We start from the raw sequence: 17,837 nt of genomic DNA on the forward strand, positions 1-17,837 counted from the left end.
GCATAAGCAAAGCATTATTATTCACAATCCTTTATCTCAAAAAGTCATAAGATATGCAGGTTTTTTATATTTGGCTGATTTATTCATGTTTGGTCCTCTTGAGTTTATATTAGCAGGCGTATTGGTTGGTTTCTGTGTAGGTATTACGGGTGTTGGTGGCGGTTCATTAATGACACCTATTCTAATCAGTTTATTTCGGATTGAACCACATATCGCGATTGGCACAGACTTACTCTATGCCGCGATTTCCAAATTTTGCGGCTCTCTTGTGCATGCAAAAAAACTCAATATTGTCTGGCCAATTGTGCTCTGGTTATCGATAGGTAGTATCCCCGCTTCTTTTGCAACTGCATGGGTACTCGAACATTATTTGAGTCAGTCATCTCACTATAAAATGGTTTTGACCATGGTTTTGGGTTTTATGCTTACCCTGACAGGTATTTCAATTATTTTTCGAGCCACAATTGAAAAGTTTTTTATGGGCTTGCGTAAGAAAAAAGAACGACCTGAACAAATCGCTCATGACAATATTTCCGAAACCAAACGCGTTTATATTGTAATCATGGGCATCATTTTGGGTGTTTTTGTCACGCTATCATCGGTCGGTGCTGGTGCTTTTGGTATTATGGCGCTGATTATTATGTTCCCAAATCTACCCATGATTCGAATCATTGGTTCAGATGTCGTGCATGCAGTACTTTTAACTTTTGTGGCTGGTTTAAGCCATATGAGTGCTGGTAATGTCGATTTCCACTTACTCATGTGGTTATTGGTGGGTTCAATCCCTGCAATTGTAATCGGAACTTTAATTAGCTCACGCTTACCAGAAAAAATCATTCGTAAAGTATTAGGGATTACACTATTTGCGCTTGGGGTAAATTTTATTATTCATCCTGTTAAAGCAAAACCCGTCGAGAAGCCTGCCGTAACTCAGCCTATTTCTGCTGAAAAAACAATCACAAAATAAGCTATCTAACGGATTAATCGTTTTTTTTAAATGATTAATCCGTTGCAAATATAGTCAGATACCTGTTATTTCATGGTATATTCGTTAAACAGATAACCCTAAGCAATGATCGAATCAGTGACAGCAATGAATACTCTACAGTCTAATCCAGTCTCTCAGCCAGATATCGACGACGTTAATATTAAAAGCATCCATCCTCTTGTGACACCAGCGGAATTAAAGTCTGAATTACCCTTGACTGAAGATGCGTACCAAACCGTTCTTAAAGGGCGCGAAACCATCCGTAATATTCTTGATGGTACAGACAAACGTGTTTTTGTTGTGATTGGCCCTTGTTCTATTCATGACCCAAAAGCTGCACATGAATATGCTGATCGTTTAAAAGTATTAAGTGAAAAAGTAAAAGATTCTCTATACATTGTGATGCGTGTTTATTTTGAAAAACCACGTACCACTGTAGGCTGGAAAGGTCTAATTAATGACCCAGATATGAATGACTCATTCAATATAGAAAAGGGTTTACGCATTGGTCGCGAGTTATTACTTGAGTTAAATCAGAAAGGCTTGCCATGTGCAACAGAGGCACTTGATCCAAACTCACCGCAATATTATCAGGATTTGATTTCTTGGTCTGCGATTGGCGCACGTACCACAGAGAGCCAGACGCATCGTGAAATGTCATCTGGTCTATCCTCTCCTGTTGGATTTAAAAATGGTACGGATGGTGGTTTAACGGTTGCGACAAATGCAATGCAATCGGTTAAGCATGGTCACAGCTTTCTTGGTCTCAATGAAAATGGTCAAGTTTCTGTCATTCGTACCAGTGGTAACCCATACGCGCACGTCGTGTTGCGTGGCGGTAATGGCAAACCAAATTATGATGCTGGTTCTGTAGCAGAAGCAGAAACGGCATTAGCCAAAGCCAAAGTTAGCAATAAAATAATGATTGATGCCAGTCATGCTAACTCAAATAAAGATCCTTACCTTCAACCATTAGTATTGCGCAATGTCGTTGAACAAATTACGGATGGCAACAAGTCGATTGTTGGTGTGATGGTAGAAAGCTATTTAAAAGGTGGTCGTCAGGATATTCCAGAAAATCTATGTGATCTTGAATATGGTAAATCTGTGACCGATGGCTGTATCGACTGGGATACAACTGAACAAGTGCTGCTTGAGATGCATGAAAAGTTAAAAGACGTTTTAGACAAACGTTAATTCACTATCGAGTATATTCAATAAAAAACCCTTATTTATTAAGGGTTTTTTATTTTATGGTATATTTGCTAAGTTCATCAGAGTACTGAGTCACATTTTCTTCGCATAATCCAGTAGATTTTATAAGGGATTTAAAGCTAAGATGGATCAACTGGCTTACCCTGTTCACACTAGGGGGAATCAGCCTCATTATATTCTAACGATATATCAGTATTTTTATGACCACTTTAGAACAATCCTTATCACAAATCTTGAATTTTTCCCCTGTACACGAGCATTTGCTCAGTTCGGGACAACCAACAGCAGATCAATTACATCATATTAAAGAATATGGTTGTAGTACGGTTATAAATCTCGCGTTAAATGATGCAACACCACACCTTGAACATGAAGATCGAATCTGTCTTGAGTTGGGACTAAACTATATCCATTTACCTATTTCATGGGAAATGCCTGCGGCAGATCAGTGTTTACTGGTTCTGGATCTGGTGGATCATTTGGTTCCCAATGAGATTGTCTGGGTACATTGTGCAAAAAACTATCGTGTAAGTTGCTTAATGGCACTTTATCGCCAATATTTCATGGGAGTGGATATCGGATCTGCTCATGAACTATTGCACCAGATCTGGGAGCCCAATGAAACATGGACAGGGTTAATGCATAGCGTTGCCCTACAACTTCAAGGTCGTATGGCAACACAAGATTTGCAACAATCGTTAATTGATCCGAATCAATTTACCTGATGGGTAATTAAAACAGTTGCCGTCGAGAGGATTCCCTCTTGACGGCCTGTAAAACCTAACTTTTCTGTTGTGGTTGCCTTAATACTAATCTGAGTGATATCCACAGCAAGTACATCTGCAATGCTCTGACGCATTTCCAGATTATGTCTTGCGAGCTTCGGGCGTTCACAAGCCACTGTAATATCTGCATTATTTAGAATATAACCTCGATCCAAAATGAGCTGATAGACATGCTTTAGTAATACTCGACTATCTGCGCCTTTAAATTCTGGATCGGTATCTGGAAAATGTTGACCAATATCACCCAACGCTAAAGCACCCAATAATGCATCTGATAAGGCATGTAATATGACATCTCCATCAGAATGGGCCTTTAAACCATGTGTATGTGGAATTTTAACGCCTGCTAAAGTCACATGATCTCCATCTTCAAACGCATGAACATCCATACCCTGACCGATGCGAATTGGTAATATCATTTATTTTCCTTTATAAAACAAATCACACAACTTGTATTCTGGCTTTTGGTTTCGCTATAGTACGTCTAGCCAATGAAGTGGAAGTATAAGCGATCATGACGTTTCGTACAGATAGATTTCCTTTAAAAAACGTATTTTGTGCACTCACGATCAGTTTTTGCTTTTCTTCAGCCTATGCAACTGATAGCTTCGACTGTTCAAAAAATAGGGCTTCCTTTGCAAGCAAAAAAATCTGCTCCAAAAATTTTATGGAAGCTAGACATGAATTAAACAATAAATTCTTAGTTGCCTATCTTATTTCAGATGCACCGATTAAGCTTTTGTATGATACCCATTCGATCTGGCTTAATCGTTTGCAGCAATGTAAAGCCCAAAGCTGCATCAGTCAGCAGTTTGAACTTCGTGAAGATGATCTTAATTTTTATACCTCATTAAACCAAAGTTTAACCCAACATTTTTTAAAATTTGAACATGGCAAAATTGCAAAGCAGCCCATTCATTTGCAAGTCCATCAACTCACCAAAGACAAGGTGAAGATTGAAGGCATTGCTTATCGAAATCCGAACAACCGCAACGACAGCCAGACTGTTCCACTTTTAGCATATACAGCGCCCGACAAAAAAGAGCAAATCTTTGATAATGAACATGATTGCAAATATAACTTTAATTTTCAAAAAAGTATTTTAGTGGTGAAAACTGAACAAAAAGGATGTGAACGGTTTAGTGGAATTTATCGTCTTTATGATTAAAAAATGAGGGCTTATTTCCCTCATTCTCTTTTAACCCATATTTTTCCATCTCATCAAGCAGATAATTTCATCGCTATTTCCTGACTAATAATAGCCGCTGTTGCTGCTGAAAGTGTCCACCCCAAATGTCCGTGTCCTGTATTATAGAAGACACGTGAATGCTTACCCTGCTTAATCACGGGCATCATATTTGGCATCATTGGACGTAAACCTGCCCACGGAACCGCATGTTCGGTTGATATATCAAAGTTCGCATTTACCCAGTTAATCAAGGGTTCGATTCGATCTGCACGAATATCACGATTATAACCATTAAACTCAGCCGTTCCAGCTACACGAAAACGATCTTCACCCAATCTTGAAGTTACGATTTTTGCACTTTCATCTAGTAAACTGACCCACGGCGCATTTTGAATACTTTTTTCATCTCTTAAATGAACAGTAATAGAATAGCCTTTTACTGGATAAACGTTGACACGATCGCCTAGCATATCTGCCAGTTGATAACTGCCTACGCCTCCACAAATTAAGATCGCATCGGCCTCTAAGGTAATGGGCTGTTCTTTGGATTCAAGCATGTTTTCTGTACTTGGTTTGCATGAAACGATTACTTTATTATCCAAAAGTTGCACTTGCTGTACATCTAGCCCAAACCGATATTTCACTCCATATTTCTTGGTTTTTTCAGCCAGACCGACCGTAAATTTATGAATATCGCCCGTGGCATCATCAGGCGTATAGTAGCCCCCAAAATAATCACCTGACAGCGTTGGTTCAATCTGCTTAATTTCTGCTGAACTCACCGCATGACGTGCCAATGTTCCCTTACACAACATATCGTTGACATTTTTGGCAACCTTGTAATCTGCCTCACTATGGTAGATATGTAAAATTCCACGCTTTTCCAAATTAAAATCAATCTGTTCTTGTTCTGCTATTTCAAATAAGCGTTTTCGTGCCAACAAAGCTAAGCGTACGGTTTCGAGTGTGTTGGTCTCATAATGTTTGATACTGGCTAAAAATTCAAATAACCAGCTATATTTATGAACATCGAAAGAAGGATTGAGCAATAATGGTGCATCTTTTTTTGACATCCACTTCATGCCTTTCAGCACGGTAGATTTTTGATTCCAAACTTCGGCATTACAAGCTGATAATTGACCACCATTAGCAAAAGAAGTTTCCATCGCAGGAAATAAATGCCGATCGATCACGGTGACATCATAGCCCAACAGAGCCAGTTCATAAGCAGAAGTTACACCAGTAATGCCTGAACCTACTACAATTACATGAGACATATAAAACTCCTTGAAATGAAACTCATCTCAAAAAATGCCCCATCTGTCTATGTACCTGAGAGCTTCGGTTTTCAATAATTCCTATTAATTATTTTAACCATCCCCTTCGGTGAGTATTTTTTAGATACTTCTCTCCAGATTGATGTCGATTATTACAGTCCTTTTGCCTGAGAGTTTCCGGGGTCGTTGCTCCTTCGGCGTGTTCACAGGAACATCTCTCCTGCAATAATTCATATTGTTATAAAAGCAATGTACATGCCAATTTTTAAAAATCCAATTCTATTTTGTAGCTAAAAAATAAAAAACCTCACTTATGCAAGACAAGTGAGGTTTTTCAAAATCAAAAACTTTAAAAGATATTAGTCATCGACTGGATATGTAATTTTTACTGTTTTGATTCTATTCTCATCCATTTCCAGAACTTCAAATCGAATGCCTTCATGATCAATCGTGGTACCAATCTGGATCGGCGCATGTGATTTATCCATGATTAAACCCGAAACGCTGATATATTCACCATCTTCTGGCATAAGTTCGATCATACCCAGTTCAAGTTCAAGCTGATACAAATCTAAAAGACCCGTTGCATGCCATGTCCGCTCATCAATCTTCACTAATTCTGGTTGTTCATCTGCATCAGGGAATTCACCTGCAATTGCTTCAAACACATCCAATGGCGAAATAAGACCTTGCACTGTACCAAACTCATCACTGACCAACACCAGTGAGCCTTTAGAAGCACGTAAGGTATTTATCGCATCAATCACTTTCATCTTTTCAAAAATAAAGATCGGACGTTGGCGTTTAAGTAACACTTTGACATGATCTGGATGATCAAGTGCATCAATTAAGTCTTTGGCACGAGCAACCGTAATCACTTTATCCAAACTACCCCGACACACGGGAAACAAACTATGTGGTACAGACAAAATCTGCTGACGAATTTGTTCAGGATCATCATCAATATTGACCCACGAAATCTGCGAACGCGGTGTCATAATGGATACCACCGTACGCTCAGCCAGAGTAAGTACTCCGCCGATCATGTACCGTTCGTCATTCACAAAAAGTGCTTGAGATTCTGAATGTTCATCTACAGCCGCAATTCTGTCTTTTTCACCCATCATTTTAAAAATGGCGTTTGCAGTACGGTGCCGTAAAGGAATCTTGGACTGATTTTTTTCCACATTACGCTGTGAAAATTGATTAAAAGCTTCGATCAGAATGGCAACACCAATACCTGAGTAGATATAACCTTTTGGAATATGGAAACCCATTCCCTCAGCGATCAAGCTGACACCAATTAAAAGCAAGAAGCTCAAACATAAAATGACAACTGTTGGATGTCGATTCACAAACGCCGTTAATGGTTTTGATGCAATTAACATCACAATCACTGCGATCGTCACAGCAGTCATCATGACATAGATATTGTCTACCATGCCAATAGCAGTAATAACTGAATCTAGTGAAAATACAGCATCTAGGACAATAATTTGTGCGACAACTGCCCAGAAACTTGCATATGCGACCGAAGAAGCAGTTTTAATTTCAGGCTTCCCTTCCATTTTCTCATGTAATTCGGTTACGGCTTTATAAACCAAAAATAAACCGCCAAATAAGAGAATTAAATCTCGCCCAGAGAAGGTCATTCCTGCGACTTCAACCAAAGGTTTCGTCAGAGTAACTAGCCACGAAATAACCGAAAGAAGGGCTAAACGCATAATCAACGCAAGAGATAAGCCTATAACACGTGCTTTATCGCGTTGTTCGGGAGGAAGTTTATCTGCCAAAATGGCAATAAAGACAAGATTGTCAATTCCTAAAACAATCTCTAATACAATCAGGGTTAGCAACCCTACCCAAATACCAGGATCTAATAAAAATTCCATATTTAGATCACCTTAAATTCTTGGGGAAAAAATAATACAAACAACCTATGCGGCGATGGATCCATTTAGGGATACCTTCTCAATGAACATGAGTTAATTATGCATAACTTTTTCCGCTTGTAATTGTTTTTTTGTATATTTTAAAAATTTTTTAAGCTTCTATTAAGCATTGAATAATTTTATGCAGACAAATGTAAACAAAAAATGAAAATCTAGTTAATTATCGAATAATTTAACCAAATACAGCACATAATTAAATTAAAAGGTGAAATTGATAAATTTTATCAAAATATTATTACTTTACAGAGAGATAAACGCCACTATAATTTATTGTAAAGGGTGAATAGTGCTCAAAACATAATGCAAATAAATTTACAAATATAAAATTTATTGCAAACTTGATCACAAAATATTATGATTAAACTGCTAACACAACTACTTTAGAACAATACCGTATAGCAACAATAATTACTTATTAACTCACTTGGAAATTTAAAAATGAGCAAAAAATACACTAGATTTTTACCGAATACTGAATCTTTTGACTTCAGTGAATTTCCATATTATTGGGTCTCACAGGTCCATTCGAGATATGTCCTCAACATTGACAACGTCCTGAAAAAATATGGTTTAGATAATTCTCGCCGCCGTATTCTATTAGCGCTGAATTCAAAACCCAAAGCGAGTGTTTCCGATCTGTCCGAAATGATCATCTCTAAAATGTCAACGACGACCAAAATTGTTTATCGCTTAAAGGATGAAGGTCTGGTTGATACATTTTCATGCCCTGAAGATGCTCGTATTACTCGAGTAGAACTGACAGAAAAAGGTAAGGAAATGATTTTCAAGATTAATGATATTACTAGCGTTGTGTTAGAACAATCTTTTGATGGTTTAACGCCTCTTCAACTTGAAAAAACGATTGAAAGTTTAAAAATTCTCTATAAAAATCTGTCTCATTAGTCAAAAAAGTTGAGCTGAGGTGATATTTTCGGAGTGAGTTGTCGTGGCACATGTTCACATTCAAACTCATCTACAGGAAAACCCTCCACAAAACTTTGTATGTCTGGTGTTTTCAGTTCGAGCCATTCTCTTAGACGTTCATGAGGGATCACGATCACTGATCGTTTTACATCTCCTGGCTCATGAAACTCTTTCATCATTGAGTGGTCGATCGCGTCCATATTAAACATTGAAATTACATAGCGTCACCTTACATTTCTTTGAGTTATATCTATCTGTTTTTATTGAAATGTCATCGTTACTACACATAACTTAACGTGACATGACATTACTTTTATTTGTGAGTAATATTGTGAGTAAAACCTAATGAATCAAAATGGTTGTTACTCACATCATGTTAAACGACTTAAAAATCAAGCAATTAAAAGCAAAGGAAAAAGTATACAGAGTTGCTGATCACTCTGGTTTATGCATTGAGGTTCGACCCACTGGTAAGAAGTTTTGGAGATTTCGCTATCGCTTTTTCAATAAACCGCAAATGCTTACGATCGGTCAGTATCCAGAAATAAGTCTTTCGTATGCTAGAACAAAAACTATTGAGTATCGCGAGCAGCTTGCAAAAAATATTGACCCAATAACTTCCCTGAAAAATGAGAGATTGGAGGCTATACAATCCCGAGCTGAAACTTTCCGGGCAATTGCTTATGAATTTTGCGAACACAAAAAGAATTTTAAATCTAAAACTTGGCTTTATGTTCGAAATCTTGCATATGAAGTTGATATCTTCCCGATGATAGGTGATAAACCGATTAAAGATGTGACATCGGTAGATATAAAAAATATCATGGATAATGCTGTTAAGCGCGTATTAAAAACTGGAAAAGGCACTGGTGAGAATAAGGCAATTGCAATAAGGCAAATCATAGCGGAAGTCATGCAATACGCAATTATTTCAGATCGGCTATCAAATGATCCCACTTATGCGTTACGCGGCTATATTCATAAACCAGAAGTAGAAAATGCTCAACCAATCAATTCTAAAGATAAAAAACTAATAATGTCGCGCATTGATAATTATTCTGGATCTATCAGCACTAGAAATGCATTAAAGGCATTAATCTATACTATGTTACGCACTATTGAGGTTCGCAGGGGTCTTAAAGAGTATATTGATTTCGAAGCGCGCACTTGGACTATCCCTATCGCATCAAAAAATGAAGTTCTTGCAGGCAAGCGAAATATGAAGAAAAACAGGATTCATATTGTGCCACTTTCGGATCAAGTATTAACAATCATAAAGGCACAATTTGCTGCATATCCAGAAAGCCCGTATATTTTCCCTGGCGTCAACAATAATACAATGATTGGCGCAGGAACAATGAACCAAGCATTCAGAAATATGGGATTATCACATATTACTATGCATGACTTTAGAGCTACTGCCTCAACAGACTTAAACGAAGCAAACTACAATTCAAACTGGATTGAGTTGCAGCTCGCACACGTTAAAGGTGACAAAGTAAAGGCCACATATGATCATGCGAAATGGTTAAATGATAGGCGGATAATGATGCAAGACTGGGCTGATATGGTTGATAGTTGGAAAAATTAATGGAGCATATTATGCAAAAACCAAAAAACTGTACATGATACGAAAAAATATTGATCAGTTCTGATAAACTCAACTTAAATAGTTATGGCCACGCCTCGCTCAATCTTTCCGCATCAGCTGCGTGTTCATCAGCTTTTTGTGCCACATTTCGATATTCTGTGATGCAACTTTCGAGTATGTCACTGCTGGTATTTGTGTATTCAATGATGGTTTCTTTGGAAGCTGCGGACAGACGTTGTTTTGCAATGCTGAGTTGCTTTGACAAGCTGTTAGCACTGGACTGAGCATCGCTAGCATCAGACTCAATTTGTTTAATTTTGGCATTGTAGTTTTGCTCCGCTTTTGTGATTTGTTCTGCCCAAACTTTTTCTTGTTGAGCAGCTTGAACTTTGGATTTTTCAGCTGCTAATTGTTGCTGAGTGATGTAGTTGGCGTGTAATCGCTTCTGATCTTTGATTTCAGCAGCTTGATGATTCTGAACAAACATGCAAATGAGTAATAAAAAGGCGAGAAATACAATGATGCATTCTCGCCAGAATTTTGCTGCTAAATAGAGATAAGTCATTTGTTGAATAACTCCATTTCAGCCTTACGTCTACGAACAAGACCTGTCATGACTTTTCCACCCGCTTTGTTCCATTTTGGAAATTCAGCAGCAGCACCCTTGTAGTCTTTTGAGTTGAGCTTTTTAAGTAGAGTTGATGCTGAGAGATTTGTAGCGCCTAAGTTGTACGTAAAGCTCACCAACGCATCAAACTGATTTTGATTAAGCGGAACATTTACAAGCATATTTACAGCACGTTCAAAAGTCGCCACATCATTTGCAATGTACTGATCTGCTTGAGCCTGAGTGATCTTGTCACCACGTTTAACTCGAACGCCATTTGGATATTTGATTGTGCCGTATCCAATGGTCCAGACACCCACACCATCATCATAAGCATTCAATCTCAAGCCTTCAAATTGCTTAATTAAGTTCAAACCGTTATTACTGATCTTCATTCGACTTCACCTTGTCTTTCACAAATTTCTCAGCTTGAGCTTCTACAAATTGACTGCCGAGTGTGCCTAGAAATGCACCCAAACCCAAAACGCCAAGCGTGTTTAAGTCAGATATCCAAATCAAAACACCACCTGCGCCTAAAGTTGTGAAACCGTTCAATATTGCCCGACTCAAAATGATGCGCCATGTTAATTTTTCGGTGCTTGCTAATACTTTTGCCATAGCAATGACTACTCCCATCAAAATCAATTGAAGTGCTACTTTTTCATGCTCTTGCATGTTGTTTCCCCTAATTTTGGCAATAAAAAAGCACCCGAGGGTGCTGTGAGATTTAAAACAATTAAACCAATGGTGGTTGATTCTTGTAAGGATGATCTTCAGGAAGATTAGCTGTCAATCCATACTTATGAGCTGCCCACCCGAACAATTTTGGACGGTCGAGAGTGATGTCTGAATTACCAGTCAGCATTGCTGCACATCGAACACTACTCGATGAGTTAGTCATAAAGATAATTGAAGACCCATCGCTATCGCTAAATCTACTTCTTGAGGAGGTTGATTCAAAGTTTGTATCAACCTTATCATCAATAAATATTTTGATTCCAGTTTGCAAATCTACTTGAACTAAAAGCATTTTCCAAACATTGATTTTGCGTTCTTTTGGGGACCATGCTGACAAATAGCCATCTGATTCCTGTTGGTGTGTTTGAACAACATATCTTTGAAAAGATAAGCGGTAAGAACCAAATTCGAGACGTCTCCTCCCAATATTATAAAAATAACCTTCAATACTTTCGCTCTCATTGATTATCATAAACATGTATGCAAATCGCTTACCATTAAAATTACTAGCAGCTAATGCTGATGAAACCAATCCACCAGAGTTCGAAATAAAGTAATTTGATGATATAAGAGAATCATTTTGTATCAACATGCCACCCGATGAAAGAAAATCAAACCCATTTCCAGATTTGTCGTGAGCAGCGAATATCTTGCCATTCGAATCAGGTGTTTCATTGTTTGCATCCAACCAAATTAATTTTTCAAGATAATCTGGTGTCCACAATTCTGTTGCTGATTTAATAAAGTTATATATGAATCCCTGATAAGAATCATATCCATCTCGAACTGAAAACAGTTCAATTCGATTGTTTATTGCCATTTTTGATTTGGGTACACTTGCAGGACTAACAATATTAACTTGACTATCAAGCAGTGCATTGGTGTCACTATCATATAAATCGATTCTATATGTGACACCACTTTCAATTGCCACTCCGCCATCATTAAAACTTAATAAACTTCCTCCAGTTTGTTGAATTCTGTTTCGATCAACCCACTCGATGTTTAAATCAGTATTAATTTCATCCTCCGGCCAATATTGCCCGTTGATTTTTACGTTAGCTGGTGGATAAGGTCTTATGGCACGTGCATCTATCTCAAGTTCAATTACATTTTGGATATCTAACAATTGAACAGCACTGGGCGTTGTTGTCAAGACTTGAGCTTGCAAATTCTCCCCTCTTACATATTGAGTTTTATCATATGCAAGTGATTCTCCCCAAAATACCAATCTACCGCCTGTATGTTTCTGAGGAACTGTATCAAGCACACCTCTCTTTACAGTAATGATTTTAGTTTCAGTGTTATATGACACGAATGACATCAATTCATTATTAAGCTGTATGATTGTATCAAATTCAGTATTCTGAAATTTAGGCACATTACGCTGTTTAACGTAGTCAGTATCGTCTACAGCAAAAGTTGTATCTAGATAGCCAATCGATTGATCCAAAATCAATTCTTGGCAATAATTTAAGCTAGATACACGCTCAAAATTGGTATAAACGCCAGTTCCACCATCTGTATAAAGTAGAGCATTTAGCGAATTGTTTTGAGGTTTTTGGGCAGCAGTAGTTAAATAACCCAGTTCTGGATTATTTGCTAGCTCAAGATCGACTTGTGACTGTCCAAACTGCTGAACTGCCTCATAATACGGCATCTCAAAAATTGTAGGCTCAGTTGGCTGTGGTGATAAATCATTATCAACAGGCGGATCTATAGTAATTGAAGCGAAGTTTTGACCCGAATATGGAACGACTTCTACAAAATCAATTGAGACTGTATTATCACGCCCATTTCCAAGTTTGATGTTCATCACGCGTACTAACAGGTCAACAATGCCACGCTTAGCAAATGAGATTTTAATCACATCATAGCGATTGATTTTACGCGCTTCATATTTTCCTGTTGTAAATGTTCCTTTCCATGCTCCTGTTGATAGTTGCTTTAATTTCCAATTTGCAACCATTTCAGCATTCCGACGATTCATGAAATAAGGAAAATCAACTGTCTGAGATATTTCACCACCGATCGTATGAATTGACCCAACATCTGCCAAATTAAAAGACGAATTTTTAATATTCGCACGATCATAATAGTTAATATTTAAGACATTGACCGGTCCATCTGCGTTGGTAATTTCAGCTTCAAATGTCTTTATTGATTTTTCGTCAAAGCTCTGAGCTTGTTCTAGATCAAACCAGTCATCACGAAATAGCACGGCTTGATATTTTCCAGTCTGACGATTAATACGAACAGCGCCTTCAATATGCGAGCAAATATCATTTAATACATCAATGCACTTAGCTTCTTGAATAGCATATGAGATACCCAATCCTTCTTCATAAATTCTGTCTGCTGCAATCTTGAAATTATCTTCATCAATATCTGACTCAGGTTTATTTAGTGCAGTATAGTCAGTCAGGATTTCTCTTATTTTATGAATTGGATTAATATCTGCTGCGGGTAAATCATATTCATCGGTAGCCTTGTATTTAACAAGCAAATGCACAAAAGGGCGAGGTGTGGTTGTACTTAAATAACGCTCTCCCATACTTGCTATAATTTTATAAAATCCAGATCCTAGAAATATTTTCCCCTCAGTGTAAGCAAACCCACCCCCCCAGTCCGCCGAAATAATATGCACACCTGTCCATGCACCAGACTCATTTCTTTTATAAATAGAAACTGATGCATTGTTCATTGATAGAACTGCTTTGTAATCAAAGTAACTTGCTCTCCACTCAAAAAAACCTTCGAATGAAAAATTGCGCACAATAGATCCATTCCAGCCACCATCGCTCACAGGCGGATAAGACTCCCAAGTGCAAGGTGGAACAACAGTACCGCCATCGATAACGATTCCATGCTCATTTAAAACTGGCTGTGCAGCGCTATAACTAGGATCTACATCAAGTGGTGGGCCATTTTTCCCACCCCCATTGTTGTAACTTTGTTGCGTTTCAAAAAATGGAAATTCACCAGAACTCCACGGCGCAACATGAGACCCATTTGGATCGTTCCAACTCACTTGACCACTCATAGACACGGGAAAAGTTCTATACTCATACCCAGAGCCACCACCACCATAAATCCGGCCAATCTCCGCTTTTTCATCATACCATTGCCCGCTACCGTCAAACTTTTTATGTATGCGTTTTGGCCAAACTAGAATTTCTTTCATAAAGGGATTGTTGCCCCAGTAGAAATTTTCATACACAAGATATGATAAGTAACGGTAGGCGACTGGCGGCATTCCGTTTTGTTCTAGATGAGCAGCATATACATCATTTTGCAATTGGTCTGGACTACCATCCTTAATATCCACAAAGCCAGCTATACCGCCTTCAGTTTCACCATACATTTGATCGCGATCAATTCTGAATTTTCCAGCTTTGATTAGTTCGCCTTTTGGGTGTCTGATCCAACCCCGATTATCAAAGTTCCACCCCCAAATACCCTCAATGCAATTACCCAACATCCCCACAAAAGTTGCAAAATATTTATGACCCGTTGTTTGTTTGCTGCTTCCGCCCATTTTCAAATACCTCTACAACTTGTTGTGCCATTGCATCGTTTGATGCTTTAACTATTTCAAGATCGATGCCCTTCTTAAGAAAATCCTGCCAATCCCAGCCTTGAGCCAAAAAAAATGCCCGCGATCCGCGAGCACACATATTGGCTTTTCGTATATCTGACATATAGATTCGCATCACTTGCCACCTTTGGTTTTGATGTCTTCAACACGTTCACCAAATTTATCAACATAGTTAACATACATATGTGGACTGCCCGCAATATCACTAAATGATTGACCTTCATCTGCAAGCGAGCCATCAAGTTGCGATGCAGCAGCTCCATTTTTCTTTTGCATCTTGCGCATTTGATAAACGGAATAAATCGCCGAAGCCAATGCTATAGCGATGGTCGCATAGATGAGCCAGACAGGTATTGCAACCATAAATACCTCACTTAATGATTGTATCGTTCACGGGGTTTGTCGATGGAATGTTTGGGAAACCATGGTGGTTTAAACTGTTTTCGAAACGAGAATGACATAGTGAAAGTGATTGATCACAACCTGGTGCAATCAAAACCATATCATCGACAGCTAGATCAATATGCGGTCGATACAGCCAGACTTGGCTTGTAGCACTGTTATCTGTGATGAATGTATAAATTCCATCTTTAAACAATAAGCCACGAGCGAACATATTATTTTGCGCGATAGTCCAAAGCAGTTCTTCGTCCGTTGTCGTTGTGCTTTCTTCAGTTTCATGATCAACAACTGTTATTTCAGTGATGATTTTTTTACTGATATACACCACGTTATCAATGATTTCGCCATACCCAGTATTATTAGTCACTACTGTGGTTATTAGATTCCCATCTGCATCAGTTTCTTCAGTCGTGACGATATTCGGTTCAAAACTGAATGAAACCGATAATCCAGAAATTGCAGTGACTTTTGCATACGATGCCCATTTCTGAAAATCGAGGCTGCAAAACATGTCGTAAATTTTGTTTGCACAAGGCTTTTGAAACTTGCGCGTTAAAATATTTCGGTTCTGCAATGATTCGGCAGTCGAGCAAACAAGTGTTAATGTGTTGGCATCTTCATCATATTTGGGTTGTGTCACACGGCCTTTAAACAGGACTAATGTTTCACCTTTATACAACTCTAAGATCGTCAAATAAACGGTTTCTAAATAGATTTTGTTGTTATAAATCTGCTGAAAATCATCACCCGCATCATTCAAAATCTGATACTGAAACATAGATACTTCAGTTTCACATTTATCTATATCGGCATCTTCAATATCACCGCGCTGCAAGCCTTTCACGGGCTTATACGTGATTTCATCATGAATGACTTCTTTTTCTGCGCTTGTAAAATACCAAGTCTTTGTGCCAAAGCTAAACTGAAATAAATCCTTTTTTGATCTAAATAAAATCATGGGGATAGCTCCAGAATTGGCATCGTAACTTCTACAATCATTTTTCCTTTAAAATTAAACTGGATCTCGTCCGCGTTCAGACGATATAAACCCAGATAACAAACTTTGTCGACTTGCGCTGGCGGGTATGGTGAAAGTGTCAAAAATACATTTTCACCCGCCAAAGTTTTAGCTGTGACAGTATGAGCTGACCAGACCTCGCCGCTTTTGATTGCAATGTGATTTCTGGCATCGACATAGTTGTCATTTTTAACCGTTATGCCTGTTGAGCCTTTTGAAATGTAGTTGAAATTTCTTTCATAGGTTGGCATCCAAAATGCATTCAAACGGCCAGATCGACGATACAGCCATCGTTTAAACTCATGAAAATCTGATTTACCTTTAATGTAAAGGCGCATGTTTTTCATAGTTTGAGGATTAAACCACGGAGTAAACTGGCCAATTAAACCCAAGTCACCATCGACAATGCTTTGACGTTGATTAAACGTGATTTCAATAAAGTCGCCATTTAACAGCAATGGCAGAAAATACACATCTTCATTATTAAACTGCACAGGATCATCCGAATGTGCATATTCAGGGCTATCTAATACACGAAAAACCAGACTCGGTTTAAACATCAATGCATTAATCTGATTTGATGCATCACCATCAATGATACATCGGCGGATCGGAATAATTGTTGCATTGGTCGCTGTGACTTTTTTGTCTAAGCGATAACCATCTATATAAATTGGCTCATCATTAATTACTTGATATCGCCCGATTTCCGTAATTTCTACAACTGTTTGACCTGATTTAGACTCTATTAATGCTAGACTTTTCTCAGGCATATACCCGTGAAATGATGAAGTATCAAACTCAATAAAATCGGTATCAATCAAATCTGGAATAGCATGACGTTCCATAACATACGGAATTGCAAATTCAGAACGAATGCCCGCATAAATATCGTTATACATTCCTGCAATTTCGGACTTGACCGCAGCATATGAATAATTCAAAGTTTGTCGAGCATGATCTCGCAGCGGAATACGTTCTTCACCCGAACCATCATACGACTGATGTACATCTGTAAGAAAAGCAATTTTTTCAGTGGATTCCAGCAAAGCGCACTTGGTGAGCAAAATAAGATCACCAAAATTTTGAGTTGTGATTTTCATAAATTGCTCACAATAAAAAACCGACCATAGTTGGTCGGTTAAGAAATTGACGTTTTATCAACCCAAGGAGAGTTTTCCAAAATTATATGCATCAATTGAATTAATGTTAACCACAATCGATGTTCCAGCTTGTGAAGGGATAACTTTATCTCCGATGTAATACTGAGCATCAGTCAAATACAGTTTATGAATATTCTCAATTAAGTTGCTTTGCTCTTCATCTTCCTCTATTTCTTCTTTGGTTAATGATTGTAATGTTAAATCCTCAAAAGCTTTGAGGGTTGCATTTTGTTTAGCTTCCAAGAAAACACTTCTTGGCACTGGTCTACCAGAAATAATAACCCCATTGCATGCTAGTGTGATTGAATCACCACCATTACGGAAACGCTCAGGATCAGATTTTACAACAAGTGCTAGAAGTCGTATTTCTGTATTTCTTAAATCATTCAT

General features: G+C 38.1%; 18 protein-coding genes, 1 pseudogene and 1 riboswitch. Of the genes and pseudogenes, 6 read left to right on the forward strand and 13 right to left on the reverse strand.

Annotated elements, in window-relative coordinates; genetic code table 11:
* The first annotated feature begins 85 nt into the window (after positions 1–85).
* The 3 genes from A7A69_RS10255 (at position 86) to A7A69_RS10265 (ending at position 2,928) form a co-directional block, all read left to right on the forward strand.
* A complete protein-coding gene (locus A7A69_RS10255) occupies positions 86–967 on the forward strand; it encodes a sulfite exporter TauE/SafE family protein (RefSeq protein WP_152877391.1) in 882 nt (293 codons plus the stop codon).
* 126 nt (positions 968–1,093) lie between these two features.
* A complete protein-coding gene (locus A7A69_RS10260) occupies positions 1,094–2,185 on the forward strand; it encodes a 3-deoxy-7-phosphoheptulonate synthase (RefSeq protein WP_152877393.1) in 1,092 nt (363 codons plus the stop codon).
* Positions 2,186–2,403: 218 nt separating this feature from the next.
* The gene (locus tag A7A69_RS10265) at positions 2,404–2,928 is read left to right on the forward strand and encodes a protein tyrosine phosphatase family protein (protein WP_152877395.1); all 525 of its coding nucleotides are present in this window, start codon (positions 2,404–2,406) and stop codon (positions 2,926–2,928) included.
* Here the strand turns inward: A7A69_RS10265 and ispF are convergent.
* Complete coding sequence (ispF, locus tag A7A69_RS10270; protein WP_152877397.1) at positions 2,916–3,407, reverse strand: 2-C-methyl-D-erythritol 2,4-cyclodiphosphate synthase; 492 nt, start codon at positions 3,405–3,407, stop codon at positions 2,916–2,918. The genes A7A69_RS10265 and ispF overlap by 13 nt on opposite strands.
* A 95-nt stretch (positions 3,408–3,502) precedes the next feature.
* Here ispF and A7A69_RS10275 point away from each other — a divergent pair, with 95 nt between their 5' ends.
* The gene (locus A7A69_RS10275; RefSeq protein ID WP_152877399.1) at positions 3,503–4,156 is read left to right on the forward strand and encodes an A1S_1983 family putative colistin resistance protein; all 654 of its coding nucleotides are present in this window, start codon (positions 3,503–3,505) and stop codon (positions 4,154–4,156) included.
* Between the two features lie 53 nt (positions 4,157–4,209).
* Here the strand turns inward: A7A69_RS10275 and A7A69_RS10280 are convergent, their stop codons facing one another.
* Together A7A69_RS10280 and A7A69_RS10285 are read right to left on the reverse strand one after the other, a co-directional pair.
* Positions 4,210–5,454 (reverse strand): D-amino acid dehydrogenase, encoded by a 1,245-nt coding sequence (locus A7A69_RS10280; RefSeq protein WP_120368987.1) that lies wholly within the window; start codon positions 5,452–5,454, stop codon positions 4,210–4,212.
* A gap of 145 nt (positions 5,455–5,599) precedes the next feature.
* Positions 5,600–5,687: riboswitch (glycine riboswitch) on the reverse strand.
* Positions 5,688–5,813: 126 nt separating this feature from the next.
* Positions 5,814–7,346, reverse strand: coding sequence for a TerC family protein (locus tag A7A69_RS10285; RefSeq protein ID WP_152877401.1), 1,533 nt, complete (start codon positions 7,344–7,346; stop codon positions 5,814–5,816).
* Between the two features lie 498 nt (positions 7,347–7,844).
* Between A7A69_RS10285 and A7A69_RS10290 the strand changes: the two genes are divergently transcribed.
* Entirely contained in the window at positions 7,845–8,309 is a 465-nt protein-coding gene (locus tag A7A69_RS10290) for a MarR family winged helix-turn-helix transcriptional regulator (protein WP_120368985.1), read from the forward strand.
* Here the strand turns inward: A7A69_RS10290 and A7A69_RS10295 are convergent.
* Positions 8,306–8,542: pseudogene (locus A7A69_RS10295) on the reverse strand (DUF159 family protein); the annotation flags it as partial. The gene A7A69_RS10290 and the pseudogene A7A69_RS10295 sit on opposite strands and share 4 nt — an antisense overlap.
* 161 nt (positions 8,543–8,703) lie before the next feature.
* On the opposite strand from A7A69_RS10295, the gene A7A69_RS10300 reads away from it, so the two are divergent.
* Positions 8,704–9,921, forward strand: coding sequence for a tyrosine-type recombinase/integrase (locus A7A69_RS10300; RefSeq protein ID WP_151788858.1), 1,218 nt, complete (start codon positions 8,704–8,706; stop codon positions 9,919–9,921).
* Positions 9,922–10,003: 82 nt separating this feature from the next.
* On the opposite strand, the gene A7A69_RS10305 is transcribed toward A7A69_RS10300, so the two are convergent.
* The 9 genes from A7A69_RS10305 to A7A69_RS10345 all read right to left on the reverse strand — a co-directional run bounded on the left by A7A69_RS10305 (position 10,004) and on the right by A7A69_RS10345 (position 17,837).
* Positions 10,004–10,486, reverse strand: a complete 483-nt coding sequence (locus A7A69_RS10305) for a hypothetical protein (RefSeq protein WP_152877403.1) — start codon at positions 10,484–10,486, stop codon at positions 10,004–10,006.
* The gene (locus A7A69_RS10310) at positions 10,483–10,923 is read right to left on the reverse strand and encodes a lysozyme (RefSeq protein ID WP_125269716.1); all 441 of its coding nucleotides are present in this window, start codon (positions 10,921–10,923) and stop codon (positions 10,483–10,485) included. The genes A7A69_RS10305 and A7A69_RS10310 overlap by 4 nt, the downstream gene beginning before the upstream one ends.
* A complete protein-coding gene (locus A7A69_RS10315; protein ID WP_151788893.1) occupies positions 10,910–11,203 on the reverse strand; it encodes a phage holin family protein in 294 nt (97 codons plus the stop codon). The genes A7A69_RS10310 and A7A69_RS10315 overlap by 14 nt, the downstream gene beginning before the upstream one ends.
* A gap of 61 nt (positions 11,204–11,264) precedes the next feature.
* Positions 11,265–14,804, reverse strand: coding sequence for a phage tail protein (locus A7A69_RS10320; RefSeq protein ID WP_152877405.1), 3,540 nt, complete (start codon positions 14,802–14,804; stop codon positions 11,265–11,267).
* Positions 14,770–14,967 carry a hypothetical protein gene (locus A7A69_RS10325; RefSeq protein ID WP_241675245.1) on the reverse strand — a complete coding sequence of 66 codons (198 nt, stop codon included), beginning with the start codon at positions 14,965–14,967 and terminating at the stop codon, positions 14,770–14,772. The genes A7A69_RS10320 and A7A69_RS10325 overlap by 35 nt, the downstream gene beginning before the upstream one ends.
* Positions 14,968–14,978: 11 nt before the next feature.
* Complete coding sequence (locus A7A69_RS10330; RefSeq protein WP_152877409.1) at positions 14,979–15,227, reverse strand: hypothetical protein; 249 nt, start codon at positions 15,225–15,227, stop codon at positions 14,979–14,981.
* 7 nt (positions 15,228–15,234) lie between these two features.
* The gene (locus tag A7A69_RS10335) at positions 15,235–16,224 is read right to left on the reverse strand and encodes a phage BR0599 family protein (protein ID WP_152877411.1); all 990 of its coding nucleotides are present in this window, start codon (positions 16,222–16,224) and stop codon (positions 15,235–15,237) included.
* On the reverse strand, positions 16,221–17,387 hold the full coding sequence (locus A7A69_RS10340) for a hypothetical protein (RefSeq protein ID WP_152877413.1): 1,167 nt from the start codon (positions 17,385–17,387) through the stop codon (positions 16,221–16,223). The genes A7A69_RS10335 and A7A69_RS10340 overlap by 4 nt, the downstream gene beginning before the upstream one ends.
* 57 nt (positions 17,388–17,444) lie before the next feature.
* Positions 17,445–17,837: a hypothetical protein gene (locus A7A69_RS10345; protein ID WP_152877415.1), complete on the reverse strand. Its 393-nt coding sequence runs from the start codon at positions 17,835–17,837 to the stop codon at positions 17,445–17,447.

The sequence above is a fragment of the Acinetobacter guerrae genome (assembly GCF_009372255.1).
Classification (GTDB): Bacteria; Pseudomonadota; Gammaproteobacteria; order Pseudomonadales; family Moraxellaceae; genus Acinetobacter; species Acinetobacter guerrae.

What these genes read in the sequence shown, in the direction of transcription:
- A7A69_RS10255 (WP_152877391.1), top strand. Translation starts at nt 86, where the DNA reads ATGTTTGGTCCTCTTGAGTTTATATTAGCAGGCGTATTGGTTGGTTTC.
- A7A69_RS10260 (WP_152877393.1), top strand. Translation starts at nt 1,094, where the DNA reads ATGAATACTCTACAGTCTAATCCAGTCTCTCAGCCAGATATCGACGAC.
- A7A69_RS10265 (WP_152877395.1), top strand. Translation starts at nt 2,404, where the DNA reads ATGACCACTTTAGAACAATCCTTATCACAAATCTTGAATTTTTCCCCT.
- ispF (WP_152877397.1), bottom strand. Translation starts at nt 3,407, where the DNA reads ATGATATTACCAATTCGCATCGGTCAGGGTATGGATGTTCATGCGTTT.
- A7A69_RS10275 (WP_152877399.1), top strand. Translation starts at nt 3,503, where the DNA reads ATGACGTTTCGTACAGATAGATTTCCTTTAAAAAACGTATTTTGTGCA.
- A7A69_RS10280 (WP_120368987.1), bottom strand. Translation starts at nt 5,454, where the DNA reads ATGTCTCATGTAATTGTAGTAGGTTCAGGCATTACTGGTGTAACTTCT.
- A7A69_RS10285 (WP_152877401.1), bottom strand. Translation starts at nt 7,346, where the DNA reads ATGGAATTTTTATTAGATCCTGGTATTTGGGTAGGGTTGCTAACCCTG.
- A7A69_RS10290 (WP_120368985.1), top strand. Translation starts at nt 7,845, where the DNA reads ATGAGCAAAAAATACACTAGATTTTTACCGAATACTGAATCTTTTGAC.
- A7A69_RS10300 (WP_151788858.1), top strand. Translation starts at nt 8,704, where the DNA reads ATGTTAAACGACTTAAAAATCAAGCAATTAAAAGCAAAGGAAAAAGTA.
- A7A69_RS10305 (WP_152877403.1), bottom strand. Translation starts at nt 10,486, where the DNA reads ATGACTTATCTCTATTTAGCAGCAAAATTCTGGCGAGAATGCATCATT.
- A7A69_RS10310 (WP_125269716.1), bottom strand. Translation starts at nt 10,923, where the DNA reads ATGAAGATCAGTAATAACGGTTTGAACTTAATTAAGCAATTTGAAGGC.
- A7A69_RS10315 (WP_151788893.1), bottom strand. Translation starts at nt 11,203, where the DNA reads ATGCAAGAGCATGAAAAAGTAGCACTTCAATTGATTTTGATGGGAGTA.
- A7A69_RS10320 (WP_152877405.1), bottom strand. Translation starts at nt 14,804, where the DNA reads ATGGGCGGAAGCAGCAAACAAACAACGGGTCATAAATATTTTGCAACT.
- A7A69_RS10325 (WP_241675245.1), bottom strand. Translation starts at nt 14,967, where the DNA reads ATGTCAGATATACGAAAAGCCAATATGTGTGCTCGCGGATCGCGGGCA.
- A7A69_RS10330 (WP_152877409.1), bottom strand. Translation starts at nt 15,227, where the DNA reads ATGGTTGCAATACCTGTCTGGCTCATCTATGCGACCATCGCTATAGCA.
- A7A69_RS10335 (WP_152877411.1), bottom strand. Translation starts at nt 16,224, where the DNA reads ATGATTTTATTTAGATCAAAAAAGGATTTATTTCAGTTTAGCTTTGGC.
- A7A69_RS10340 (WP_152877413.1), bottom strand. Translation starts at nt 17,387, where the DNA reads ATGAAAATCACAACTCAAAATTTTGGTGATCTTATTTTGCTCACCAAG.
- A7A69_RS10345 (WP_152877415.1), bottom strand. Translation starts at nt 17,837, where the DNA reads ATGAATGATTTAAGAAATACAGAAATACGACTTCTAGCACTTGTTGTA.